Raw genomic sequence first — 12,714 nt, 5'->3', positions numbered from 1 at the left:
ACCTTTGGCACCACCGAATGGAACATTCACAATAGCGCATTTGTAGGTCATCAGAGATGCCAACGCCATTACTTCGTCCTGGTTTACTTCTTCACTGAAGCGGATACCACCCTTACAAGGGAGTTTATGATGGGAATGTTGTACGCGGTAAGCTTCAATTACCTGTACAGAATCGCCTATCCTCACCGGGAATTTAATCTGGTAAACGGCGTTGCAGGCTTTGATCTGCTCCAGGATACCTTTGTCCCATTTGGTGAACGCAGCTGCTTTGTCGAAGCTTTTTTCCACACTCTGGAAAAAGCTATAATGCTGATCTTGCGACATAAATTATTGTTTTGGTATAACGATTAGATTGTATGCTACTACGGATTATTCTTTTCTCTTTCCTCCAGTTTACCGATTTTTCTGTCCAGGCTAATAAGAAATAACACAATTCCTAAAAAGATGATCACCAACACACCTACAATCACATATATCTTATCATTGCTGCGGAAAAATTCGTTGACTGGTCCTTTCTCTGTATTCTGCTGTTGTGCATTTGCCAGCACTGAAATGAATAGCAAGGCCAGGGTCAGGCAAAATGAAAACGCTTTGTTGATCATTTAAAAATATTTTTAAGCTGTAATTTCTTGTAACGTACCACCAGTGAAAATATCCACACGCTCAATAATGTCCATCCTATAAAGGCAGGATACAACACCATTTTCATGGTTCCGTCAGTATCTTTTGACGCAAAACCCGGTGTGGTAGCACTTCCCGGATGCAGCGAATCTACCATGCGGGGAATGATATAAGTCAGCGGTATTAATAACGCAAAAGCAAAAACATTGAAAACTGCGGATATGCGTGCCCGTTTGTCCAGGTCATGCACAGACATGCGCAATACCAGGTAAGCCATATAAATCAATATGGCGATGGCCGTACACATCTGTTTGGGATCATCTGTAAGCGTACCGCCCCAGGTGTAAGTGGCCCAAAGTGTTCCTGTTGCAAATCCCAATACGCCAAAGAAAGTGCCCACTCCGGCAGCGCTGGAGGCAATCACATCATTCTTTAAATCATATTTCGACAAATAAAGCAGGGAGTAGATAATCGATACGGTGAACATGGTATACATGCATATCCACATCGGTACGTGAAAGAACAATCCACGGGATGATTGTCCATTGGTTCCTATTATTGGTATTTTAACAGTGAACCCAGCGATAATTACATATATAAGAAGCAGTATCGCTAATGCTTTCCACCAATGTCTGGCCATTTTTTAACAGCTATATTCGGGGGCAAACCTACACGTTTTAAACCTAATCACAAAGATTTTCGGGGATTTTAAGTTTATCCAACAGCAGTAAATCCCTGTTAAATATCCTTTACAGAAGTGCGCTTTTTGTTTGATATTTCTAATATCAGTCTTTCCACAGAAACGGGAAAAGTATCATTGTCAGTGCAATTACGAGGATATCCATGCCACCCAGCAGCAGGAACATTTTTGGCAGCTCTGGCTGAAATACCGTTACAAACGCCGACAAGGAGATGTTAGCCAGCAGCATCAGCACCGGCATAATGAGCGGGAAGCCCATGACCGCCATCAGGGCAGCATTGTGATTGGCCTGCGCCGCGATAGCCGCCAGCATGGTGAATAATAGCGATAAACTCACGCCGCCCAGTAACACCATACCAATGAAATAGAGCGGGTTAATAATAGGATTGCCCAGGAAAGCGATGCTGCAAACCAGGGCAATAAGGCTCATCAGGGTCATTAATATAACGTTGTAGATCAGTTTGGCCGCAATAAACACCCGCGGGTTCACCAGGGAATAGAAATACAGCAGGCGTCCCCGGCTTTCCTGCATAAAGCTTTTAGCTACCGCATTTACCGCCACAAACAACTGTATCACCCAGAAAAGCGCATTCCAGACCTTATCTTCCGGTCGTCCCATCATCAGGTTGATCACGAAAACGGTGGATACGATATAGAGCAATACCCCATAAAAAGCATATTGCTGGCGCAATTCCAGCGTAAGATCCTTTTTTACAAGGGTAAGTGTTTGATGTATTGGATTGTTCCGGGTCATGGTGGCCGCAAAGATAGCAAAAAGCGGAAAGATGAAAGCAAAAAGCTATTGAAGCGAATGACTTTAGCGGATACAACGTCGATCTTCCGCTTCAATAGCTTTTTGCTTTATGCTTTGAGCTTTATGCTCTTAAAGAAGTATATTAGCCCCTCCTTAAAAGATAGCGATGAATAAAATTCTGGTTGCCAATAGGGGGGAAATAGCGTTACGTATTATGCGTTCCGCGCGGGAAATGGGAATAAAAACGGTGGCGGTATACTCCGAAGCAGATCGTACCATGCCATTTGTACAATATGCAGATGAAGCTGTTTGTATAGGTCCTGCTCCTTCCAATCAATCTTACTTATTAGGTGAAAAAATCATCGCCGTGGCCAAAGAAAAAGGCGCCGATGGTATTCATCCGGGATATGGCTTTTTGAGTGAAAATGCCAGGTTTGCCCAGCAGGTAACCGATGCAGGGATTACTTTCATCGGCCCTTCTGCCGCGTCGATTGAGGTGATGGGCAGCAAACTGGCCGCCAAACAGGCGGCACAAAAGTTTGGCGTACCTATGGTACCAGGAACGGAAACGCCTCTACGTAGTGTGGAAGAAGCCCGGGAGGTAGTGCAGAAAACAGGATTCCCTATTCTCATCAAAGCCTCTGCAGGTGGCGGTGGTAAGGGAATGCGGGTGGTCAACAATCCTGAAGAACTGGAAGAGCAAATCAGGATGGCGAAAAGTGAAGCCCTGAATGCCTTTGGTGATGACGCCGTATTTATAGAAAAATATGTGGGCTCCCCACGACATATAGAAATACAGGTGCTGGGCGACCGCCATGGCAACTGTGTATATTTATTCGAGAGAGAGTGCTCTATACAGCGCCGGCACCAGAAGCTGATCGAGGAAGCCCCGTCTTCCTGTCTTACCCCGGCCATCCGGGCGGCCATGGGACAATGTGCGGTAGATGTAGCCAAAGCCTGTGACTATTATGGCGCTGGTACAGTAGAATTCCTGGTAGATGAACAGCTGAATTTCTATTTCCTGGAAATGAATACCCGTCTGCAGGTAGAACATCCTGTTACAGAACTGATCACCGGGCTGGACCTCGTAAAAGAACAAATCAAAATAGCCAGAGGGGAACACCTTTCCCTTACCCAGGAAAGTCTCAAAATCAATGGCCATGCTATAGAATTACGTATTTGTGCAGAAGATCCTTCCAACAACTTCTTACCAGATACCGGCAAACTGGAAACCTATATCCGTCCACAGGGCTATGGTGTGCGGGTAGACGATGGTTATGAACAGGGCATGGATATCCCTATTTATTATGATCCGATGATTGCCAAGCTCATTGCCTGGGGTAGTGACCGGGAGGAAGCCAGGCTCCGCCTGATGCGGGCCATCGAAGAATACCAGGTAAAAGGTATCAAAACTACCCTGCCTTTTGGACACTGGGCCCTGCAGCAACCAGCCTTTATCGACGGAAATTTTGATACGAACTTTATCAGTAAGTACTTCACGCCACAGTCGTTACAAACGGAATCTGCCGATGTAAATAAACTGGTGGCCATACTGGCTGCGTACGTATGGCAGCAAAACAATATAAATTTACAGGAAGCGGCTGGCAGTAATATTTCCACGGTTTCAGCATGGAAAAAAAGGAATATGTTAAGATAAAGCTATAACAGTTGTTAACTTTCGTTAAAGTATTTCCTAAAAACGGGAAAACGTATAACTTTGCGCCAATTTTTATGATGTTACGCAACACCATTTTACAGATTCTTAAGTTCTTTTACCAGCCCTTTTCGAAGGTGATGCCCTGGCAAACCTTCCGCTACCTTGCTTGTGGCGGTGGTAATACCGTATTGGACATCCTCCTGTATTTTGTGTGTTACAATTTTGTGCTGCATCAGCAGGTCGTGCATTTTGGCCTTTTTGACATGGGGCCCCATATTGCCGCCCTGTTCATGTCGATGGCAGTGACTTTCCCTACGGGCTTCCTGCTGAGTAAATATGTGGTATTCTCAGACTCCAACTTACGTGGAAGGGTACAATTGTTCCGTTACTTCGTACTGGTGGGCATCTGCATTGTGCTGAACTATGTGCTAATGAAGATATTTGTAGAGCAGTTTCACTTTTACCCTACCATTGGAAAAATATGTACCACCGCGCTGGTAGTGGTATTCAGCTATCTGACACAAAAGAAATTTACGTTTAAAGTGAAACAGCAGCAACTCTGATGCGGATTTTATCTTACTCAGGATTATACTGATTTTCAGGATTTTCAGGATTTTTTTTCAGGATTAGAATAAAAAGATTAGCGAAGATAAATGCGGATATCCGCATTCATCTTCGCTAATCTTTTTATCAAAAAATCAAAGGAGTAAAAATCCTGAAAATCAGTATAATCCTGAGTAAGACAAACTCCGCTCAGGGAACATTCTCATAATAACAATGCCGGCATCTTGGTTCGTACAAATCCTTTTCTCCCAGCAACAATGTTTCTTTCGAGGCGGATTTACGGTAGGAGTAATTGGCAATATTCCCGCATTTCACACAAATAGCATGCAGCTTGGTGATGTAATCGGCTTTGGCCAGCAGGAAAGGCATTTGGCCGAAAGGCTTGCCGGTAAAATCCATGTCCAGCCCCGCAATGATTACGCGGATACCGCGTAACGCCAGCTCATCACATACATTCGGCAGCTCATCATCAAAAAATTGTGCCTCGTCAATGCCCACCACATCTACATCCTGCGCCAGCAGTAGTATTTGCTGGGAATTTTCTATCGGGGTGGAAATAATTTTATTTTCATCGTGAGAAGTGATACTCCCTTCATCATAACGGGTATCTACGGCAGGTTTAAAGATTTCCACTTTTAAATTGGCGATACGTACCCGTTTAAGCCGGCGGATCAGTTCCTCGGTTTTCCCCGAAAACATAGAGCCGCAAATTACTTCGATCCAGCCCCTCCGCCCTCCTGCAAGAGAAGGTTCAATAAACATATTATACTAATTTGATTACTAATTAATTAAATTATTCTAATTTTATGAAAATAAAATATTTTCTATCATTAACCCGTTAACAATTAAGGCATGGAAAAAATTAATGCATTAATTGAAAAACTACAGGAATTAAAAAATTCCGGCGCAGACCTGTCCGCATTGTCGTATTACGCGCAATTGCTACAGGCAGAAGTGCTGCATGCACGTAACAGGCAACACCAGCAGCGGATGCAATCTACGCAGGGTAACATCGCGGTCATTATGCCTTCGCAATCAACGGCAACGGAAAATATGCCGGCAACAACCGCGGCGCAAACTACGATATTAGCGTCAAATAAACAGCCGGAAGCACCGGTTCCTGTGGAAGTTAAGCCTGTGCAAAATATTTCGGAAATTGTGCACCAGCCGACAGCACCGGCACCAGCGGATATCAAGCCTGTGCAAATTGTTCCGGAAATTACCCGGCCAGAAGGCAGGGTAACGGAAACACCCGCTCCCGAAGCGGAAGATATCAACACCCGTGCAGCCCGACTGAATACCAGTTCAACGTTTAATCATATTACTCCTTCGGAAGATATCAATACCCGGGCAGCGAAAGCGCAGGAATCTTTTACCAGTACTCCGGCGCCCAAAGCGCCCGAACCTGCACCACAGCCGGCACCTCCTATAGCGCCGGCAGCGAGCGTTCCAGCGCAGCCTACGCCCTCCACCACGCCGGAACCGATTCGTCCGTTTGCAGCAGAAGTACCGCCCGCAGCCGACCTGGTGCCACCGAAACCAGAACCCGTTGTGACAGCGCAGCCTATTCCTACGCTGGCGGTGAATCAGCCCGCGCCGGAAAAGCCACGGCCAGCCACATTGTTCGATGATGTGCCACCAACCGCGAACGGCAATGGCAACGGCTATGTGGCTACGCATACCGGCGAACTCAGAAAAGACCTGAACGAACTCGCAGGCAATACAGGATTATCTTTAAACGACCGTTTGCGTCAACAGCAGGTGGAAGTAGCCCAGAAACTGGGAGAAATGCCCATTAATGACCTCCGTGCCGCTATTGGCATCAATGATAAGTACCAGTTCATCCAGGAGCTATTCCGGGGCGACAGGGACCTTTATGAGCGTTCCATTAAAACCATTAATGAATGTGGTAACCTGCAGGAAGCAGACTACTGGATACAACGCGAAATAAAAATCATACAGGGATGGGAAGATGATCATCACCTGGTACAACATTTCTATTCTTTGCTTAAAAAGCGGTTTTCCTGAATATAATGTAATACTTTTTGTGTAGCCCCCGTATGGGTGGCTACATAATTACCCGCAATGGCGGCTGCTTTGGCGTATGCCTCATTGTCGCGGAACAGCATTTCCAGCGCCAGGTGCAGCTCATCCTCATTATGTATCACCAGTGCGCCGCCTGCTGCCACCAGTTCTATCGCTTCAAAGTACTTTTGGAATTCAGGGCCTATAATCACCGGCTTGCTGTACACCGCCGGTTCCAGGATATTATGGATCCCCCCTTTGGCCAAACCACCACCCACATAGGCAATGGTGGCATAACGGTATAAAGCCGTGAGCATACCAATGTTATCGATGATCAATACATTGGCTGTGGCGCCGGTTTGCCATTCAGAATATTTAACCGCTTCGGGAAACAAAGCGATGATCGCCTGAATGTGGCTATCATGAATTTCATGAGGGGCAATGACCAGCTTTACATCGGTGGCAGTTTTTTCTTTCCACCACCCGCTGAGTACCTTTTCATCCTCCGGCCAGGTGCTACCTGCCACCAGCAGCCTGCTACCAGCGGCAAAAGATTCGATGACCGGCAAGGTGGTATGTTCCGATAACAGGGCAAATACCCGGTCAAAACGGGTATCCCCGCTAATGCTGCTGTTTTTTAATCCGATGCCTTGCAGCAGTTGCAGGGAAATATCATTCTGTACAAAAATATGCGTCAACTGTTGCAGGAGCTGACGGAACATGCCTCCATGGCCTTTAAAGAATACCTGGTCTTTACGAAAAATACCAGATACCAGCAGGGTGGGAATATTACGTGTATGCAGTGCCGTGAGATAGTGATACCAGAATTCATATTTTATGAAGATGGCTAATGCGGGCTGTACAATATCCAGAAATTGCCGGGCATTGCCTGGGGTATCGAGGGGGAGATAGTATACAAAATCGGCTCCTTTATAGTCTTTCCGGACTTCGTAACCGGAAGGTGAAAAAAAAGTTAATAAAATTTTATACGAGGGCCAGGCGGCACGAATGGCTTCCAGGACAGGCCTTCCCTGCTCAAATTCACCCAGGGAGGCGGCATGAATCCATACCACCGGCTGGGAGCCTATACCCACCTCACGCATGCGTGAGGCCCAGTGCTGGCGGCCTTCGAGCCAGTGCCGGGCTTTCGTTTTACCTGCCATAGCGGCCAGGTGCACCCCTGCCTTGTATAATTGAAGCCCTGCGTTATAAATTCCTTTTGCTATCATTCGGCTGCGTACTTTTACTTAATTTTTAGCTGAATGCAAAGATAATCCCCAGCCAATCCCAAAATTTGTAAATTTGCACACTTTAAACAAAATAAAAATATACGATCATATGGTTCCTATTCAGATGGTGGACTTGAAACGCCAGTATACGAAGATTAAATCCCAGGTAGATGCAGCCATCGAAGAAGTTCTGGAAAGCTCCGCTTTTATCAATGGCGGTGCGGTGCAGCAATTTGCCGGAGAATTACAAACGTACCTGGGTGTTAAACATGTGATTCCTTGCGCCAATGGAACTGATGCCCTCCAAATTGCCATGATGGCGCTTGGACTGCAACCTGGCGACGAAGTAATCACTCCTTCCTTCACTTTTATTGCCACAGCAGAAGTGATTGCGCTGTTACATCTGAAACCGGTTTTTGTAGATGTGGACCCACAAACTTATTGCCTGGATGTAGCTGCCATAGAAAAAGCGATTACGCCTAAAACCAAGGCAATTGTGCCGGTACACCTGTACGGTCATGTAACGGATATGGAACCTTTGATGGCACTGGCAGCCAAACACAACTTGTTTGTGATTGAAGACAATGCCCAGGCGATCGGTGCAGATTATACTTTTGCAGACGGTACTAAAAAGAAAGCCGGCGCCATTGGTCATATTGGTTGCACTTCTTTCTTCCCTTCCAAAAACCTGGGTTGCTACGGCGACGGTGGGGCTATATTCACCAATGATGATGAAATAGCGGCCAAACTCCGCATGGTAGCCAATCACGGCCAGTCGGCCCGCTACTACCACGATGTGGTAGGTTGCAACTCTCGTCTGGACTCTGTACAGGCGGCTGTATTAAATATTAAATTGCCATTACTGGATGAGTACATCCAGGCACGTCGTGCGGTAGCAGATGCATATGATGCTGCTTTTGCAGATGTACCACAAATCACCACACCTTACCGTGCCCCATATAGCTATCACGTATTTCACCAATATACGCTTCAATTAAACGGTGCAGATAGGAATGAACTGCAGCAATACCTTTCAACCAAAGGAGTGCCTGCAATGATCTACTATCCTGTTCCGGGCCACCGTCAAAAAATGTTCGAGCATTTCGGCGGCGCTTCCTTTGACCTCCCAGTAACCGATAATCTCACCACCAAGGTGATTTCCTTGCCGATACACACTGAAATGGACGCCGATCAGCTGGAACACATTATTCAGTCCGTTAAATCATTTTTAAACAACACCCCCGCATGAAGATTACAGTAGTAGGAACCGGTTACGTAGGTCTTGTAACCGGCACCTGTTTTGCCGAAACAGGAAACGATGTCACTTGCGTAGACATTGATGCCAACAAAGTAAATAAGCTATCTAAGGGTCAGATTACCATTTACGAGCCTGGGCTGGAAAAACTATTTGAACGTAACCTCAAGGAAGAACGTTTATTTTTTACCACGAGTCTCGAAGAAGGTATTAAAGATGCAGAAGTAATTTTCCTGGCATTACCTACTCCCCCGGGAGCAGATGGCTCAGCAGATCTTTCTTTTGTGCTCAATGTAGCTACTCACTTAGGCAAGATTATGACTGACTACAAAGTAATTGTAGACAAGAGTACAGTCCCTGTAGGTACAGCCGAAAAGGTAATCGCAGCAATTTCCCAAAACTGTAAAGTCCCATTTGACGTAGTATCCAACCCTGAATTTTTACGTGAAGGAGTAGCGGTAGATGATTTCATGAAGCCCGACAGAGTAGTGATTGGTACCACATCTGAAAGAGCACGTAAAGTAATGGGAGAATTGTATGCTCCCTTCGTAAGACAAGGAAATCCGATCTTGTTCATGGATGAAAAATCTGCAGAACTGACCAAGTATGCAGCCAACTCCTTCCTTGCCACCAAGATTTCCTTTATGAACGAGATAGCGGTGCTATGCGAAAAACTCGGTGCTGATGTGGACATGGTTCGCAGAGGCATAGGTAGTGATGATCGCATTGGCAAACGCTTTCTTTTCCCTGGTATTGGTTATGGTGGCAGCTGTTTCCCTAAAGATGTGCAGGCATTGGTAAAATCATCTGAAGATGCACAGTATGAATTTAAAATACTGAATGCAGTAATGGATGTAAACGAGAAACAGAAACTCTTTTTGCTGCCTAAAATAAGTGCCTTCTTTAACAACGATCTTAAAGGCAAACATTTTGCCTTGTGGGGCCTGGCATTCAAACCTAATACGGACGATATCCGAGAAGCACCATCCTTATACATGATTGATGCATTGCTCGCGGCAGGCGCCACTGTGAGCGTTTTCGATCCGGAGGCCATGAGTAATGTTAAACAGGTGGTGGGCGACAAAGTAACTTACGCAGACCATCAGTATACCTGCCTGGAAAATGCAGATGCCTTGATTATTGCTACTGAATGGAGCGTATTCAGAACACCTGATTTTAATAAAATTTCCGCCAGTCTGAAGAACAAAGCTATTTTCGATGGCAGAAATCTCTTTGAGGTAACTCGTATGAAGGAATTAGGATATCATTACGAAAGCGTAGGACGTACACCTGCAACCATTTAACCACTTTTACCTGACATATGGAAAAGAAAAGAATTCTCATTGCTGGTGCGGCCGGGTTTCTCGGCTCCCACCTCTGCGACCGTTTTATAAAAGAAGGTTTCCATGTAATTGGCATGGATAATCTCCTCACAGGTAATATCAAGAACATTGAGCATCTTTTTCCTTTGCCGGAATTTGAATATTACCATCATGATGTGACCAAGTTTGTACATGTTCCTGGTAAACTGGATTACATCTTGAACTTTGCGTCGCCGGCCAGTCCGATCGACTACCTGAAGATGCCTATTCAAACACTGAAAGTAGGTTCACTGGGCACACATAACCTGCTGGGATTAGCGAAAGAAAAAAAAGCGCGTATCCTGGTAGCTTCTACGTCGGAAGTATATGGAGATCCTAATGTACATCCACAACCGGAAGAATACTGGGGTAATGTAAACCCGGTAGGCCCGAGAGGGGTATATGATGAAGCCAAAAGATTCCTGGAATCTATTACCATGGCATATCATAACTTCCACGGTGTAGAAACCCGTATCATACGAATCTTCAATACTTATGGTCCGCGCATGCGACTCAATGACGGCCGTGCCTTGCCGGCATTTATGAGCCAGGCACTGAATGGTCAGGATCTTACTGTATTTGGTGATGGTAGCCAAACACGTTCTTTCTGTTATGTGGATGATCTGGTAGAAGGTATTTACCGCTTATTATTGAGCGATTATCACCTCCCTGTAAATATTGGTAATCCACAGGAAATTACCCTGAATCAGTTTGCAGAAGAAATCATTGCATTAACCGGATCTAAACAGAAAATCGTTTATCATCCATTACCAAAAGATGATCCCAAACAACGTCAGCCAGATATCACCAAAGCCCGTACCCTGTTGGGATGGGAACCTAAGGTAGGCAGACAGGAAGGTTTGAAGATCACTTACGAGTACTTTAAAGAAGCCTTATTAAAATAAAATTCACCTGGGATGAAGCGTACACTATTGATTACTGGCGGAGCGGGATTTATTGGCTCACATGTGGTACGGCTATTTGTAAATAAATATCCTGACTATCAGATTATAAATCTGGATGCACTCACTTATGCCGGCAACCTGGAGAATCTGACAGACGTAAAAGATAAACCGAATTACATTTTCGAAAAAGGAGATATCACGGACGAATCTTTTATTGACTCACTTTTTGAGAAATATCAATTTGATGGGGTTATTCACCTCGCAGCAGAAAGTCATGTAGACCGGTCTATTATGGACCCGCTGGCGTTTATCAAAACAAATGTATTAGGAACAGCAGTATTACTGAATAGTGCACGGAAACATTGGAAAGACAACATGGACGGAAAACTTTTCTACCATGTATCTACTGATGAAGTATATGGTTCCCTGGGGGAAGAAGGCTTTTTCCTGGAAACAACAGCATATGATCCCCGCTCGCCCTATTCCGCTTCCAAAGCCAGTTCGGATCATTTCGTAATGGCCTACCATCATACCTATCATTTACCAGCAGTCATTTCAAACTGCTCCAACAATTATGGGTCTCACCATTTCCCGGAAAAGCTCATACCGCTCGCCATACACAATATCAAAAACAATAAGCCGGTACCGGTGTATGGTAAAGGAGAAAATGTGCGTGACTGGTTATTTGTAAATGACCATGCAAGGGCGATAGACACCATCTTCCATCACGGAAGAATTGGCGAAACCTACAATGTTGGCGGATTTAATGAGTGGAAAAACATAGACCTTATTCAGTTATTGTGTAAGATTATGGATCAAAAGCTGGGACGGCCAGAAGGCACTTCTGCTCAGTTGATCACCTACGTAAAGGATCGTGCTGGGCATGATCTCCGGTATGCCATAGATGCCACCAAACTCAATAAAGAGTTAGGCTGGGAGCCTTCTCTCCAATTTGAAGAAGGACTGGAAAAGACAGTGAACTGGTATCTGGAAAATGAAACCTGGTTAAACAATGTGACCAGCGGAGATTACCAGAAATATTATAACGAACAATACCAAAAAAGATAGTATTCTGCAGCCAGCTATGGACGATAACCGCCCATGGCTGGCTGGATGCTAGTAGTCATTATATATGGGCTTTCAACAAACCGGCATACCAGACCTTTTAATTTACGAGCCAAAAGTGCATGGCGATCATCGTGGCTATTTTTTCGAAAGCTATAACGCCAATACTTTCAGTGCGGAAGGCATTACCTACCAATTTGTTCAGGACAACCAGGCACGCTCTACCTACGGCGTATTAAGGGGGCTCCATTATCAGCTGGAACCATATGCACAAACCAAGCTGATACGAGTGCTGGAAGGCAGTATTATCGATGCAGTAGTAGATATCCGTAAGGGCTCTCCTACCTATGGCCAATCTTTTGCGATCGAATTAAGTGCAGCCAACAAACGCCAACTGCTGGTACCGAAAGGATTTGCACATGGTTATGCGGTGATCAGTGAAACGGCAGAAGTAATGTACAAATGCGATAACTTCTACCAAAAAGGCAGTGAAGGTGGTATCATTTATAATGATCCCGCTCTTGACATTGATTGGGGTATTGATTTGAAAGATGCTATTGTTTCTGATAAAGACCTTA

General features: G+C 45.1%; 14 protein-coding genes. 8 read left to right on the top strand and 6 right to left on the bottom strand.

Annotated features, from left to right (window positions below; all coding sequences use genetic code 11):
• From VIP81_RS25755 to VIP81_RS25740, 4 genes are all read right to left on the bottom strand, one after another.
• Window positions 1–324, bottom strand: a 324-nt coding sequence (locus tag VIP81_RS25755; protein ID WP_331968014.1) for a Glu/Leu/Phe/Val dehydrogenase dimerization domain-containing protein, incomplete at its 3' end; no start/stop codon positions are given.
• A gap of 38 nt (window positions 325–362) precedes the next feature.
• Window positions 363–602, bottom strand: coding sequence for a CcmD family protein (locus tag VIP81_RS25750; protein WP_331968012.1), 240 nt, complete (start codon window positions 600–602; stop codon window positions 363–365).
• A complete protein-coding gene (gene ccsA / locus VIP81_RS25745; protein WP_331968010.1) occupies window positions 599–1,261 on the bottom strand; it encodes a cytochrome c biogenesis protein CcsA in 663 nt (220 codons plus the stop codon). The genes VIP81_RS25750 and ccsA overlap by 4 nt, the downstream gene beginning before the upstream one ends.
• 145 nt (window positions 1,262–1,406) lie before the next feature.
• Window positions 1,407–2,075 carry a heme exporter protein CcmB gene (locus VIP81_RS25740; RefSeq protein WP_331968008.1) on the bottom strand — a complete coding sequence of 223 codons (669 nt, stop codon included), beginning with the start codon at window positions 2,073–2,075 and terminating at the stop codon, window positions 1,407–1,409.
• Between the two features lie 166 nt (window positions 2,076–2,241).
• Between VIP81_RS25740 and accC the strand changes: the two genes are divergently transcribed.
• Both accC and VIP81_RS25730 read left to right on the top strand, forming a co-directional pair.
• A complete protein-coding gene (gene accC / locus VIP81_RS25735; protein ID WP_331968006.1) occupies window positions 2,242–3,732 on the top strand; it encodes an acetyl-CoA carboxylase biotin carboxylase subunit in 1,491 nt (496 codons plus the stop codon).
• Between the two features lie 74 nt (window positions 3,733–3,806).
• Window positions 3,807–4,295 carry a GtrA family protein gene (locus VIP81_RS25730; RefSeq protein ID WP_331968004.1) on the top strand — a complete coding sequence of 163 codons (489 nt, stop codon included), beginning with the start codon at window positions 3,807–3,809 and terminating at the stop codon, window positions 4,293–4,295.
• Window positions 4,296–4,485: 190 nt separating this feature from the next.
• On the opposite strand, the gene VIP81_RS25725 is transcribed toward VIP81_RS25730, so the two are convergent.
• Window positions 4,486–5,058 (bottom strand): thymidine kinase, encoded by a 573-nt coding sequence (locus VIP81_RS25725; RefSeq protein WP_331968002.1) that lies wholly within the window; start codon window positions 5,056–5,058, stop codon window positions 4,486–4,488.
• Window positions 5,059–5,148: 90 nt separating this feature from the next.
• Here VIP81_RS25725 and VIP81_RS25720 point away from each other — a divergent pair, with 90 nt between their 5' ends.
• The gene (locus VIP81_RS25720; protein ID WP_331968000.1) at window positions 5,149–6,324 is read left to right on the top strand and encodes a hypothetical protein; all 1,176 of its coding nucleotides are present in this window, start codon (window positions 5,149–5,151) and stop codon (window positions 6,322–6,324) included.
• On the opposite strand, the gene VIP81_RS25715 is transcribed toward VIP81_RS25720, so the two are convergent.
• Window positions 6,294–7,550 (bottom strand): 3-deoxy-D-manno-octulosonic acid transferase, encoded by a 1,257-nt coding sequence (locus tag VIP81_RS25715; RefSeq protein WP_331967998.1) that lies wholly within the window; start codon window positions 7,548–7,550, stop codon window positions 6,294–6,296. The genes VIP81_RS25720 and VIP81_RS25715 overlap by 31 nt on opposite strands.
• A gap of 109 nt (window positions 7,551–7,659) precedes the next feature.
• On the opposite strand from VIP81_RS25715, the gene VIP81_RS25710 reads away from it, so the two are divergent.
• The 5 genes from VIP81_RS25710 to rfbC all read left to right on the top strand — a co-directional run.
• A complete protein-coding gene (locus tag VIP81_RS25710; RefSeq protein WP_331967996.1) occupies window positions 7,660–8,799 on the top strand; it encodes a DegT/DnrJ/EryC1/StrS family aminotransferase in 1,140 nt (379 codons plus the stop codon).
• Window positions 8,796–10,109, top strand: a complete 1,314-nt coding sequence (locus tag VIP81_RS25705; RefSeq protein ID WP_331967994.1) for a UDP-glucose/GDP-mannose dehydrogenase family protein — start codon at window positions 8,796–8,798, stop codon at window positions 10,107–10,109. The genes VIP81_RS25710 and VIP81_RS25705 overlap by 4 nt, the downstream gene beginning before the upstream one ends.
• Before the next feature lie 17 nt (window positions 10,110–10,126).
• Window positions 10,127–11,071: a UDP-glucuronic acid decarboxylase family protein gene (locus VIP81_RS25700; RefSeq protein WP_142685886.1), complete on the top strand. Its 945-nt coding sequence runs from the start codon at window positions 10,127–10,129 to the stop codon at window positions 11,069–11,071.
• Window positions 11,072–11,083: 12 nt separating this feature from the next.
• Window positions 11,084–12,139: a dTDP-glucose 4,6-dehydratase gene (gene rfbB / locus VIP81_RS25695; RefSeq protein WP_331967990.1), complete on the top strand. Its 1,056-nt coding sequence runs from the start codon at window positions 11,084–11,086 to the stop codon at window positions 12,137–12,139.
• A 64-nt stretch (window positions 12,140–12,203) separates the two neighbouring features.
• The coding region (rfbC, locus tag VIP81_RS25690) for a dTDP-4-dehydrorhamnose 3,5-epimerase (protein ID WP_331967988.1) at window positions 12,204–12,714 on the top strand (511 nt) is incomplete at its 3' end.

The sequence above is a fragment of the Chitinophaga sp. genome (assembly GCF_036566945.1).
Classification (GTDB): Bacteria; Bacteroidota; Bacteroidia; order Chitinophagales; family Chitinophagaceae; genus Chitinophaga.
The sequence above is the reverse complement of the archived record's forward strand: the minus strand, read 5'-3'. Positions and strand labels throughout refer to the sequence as shown.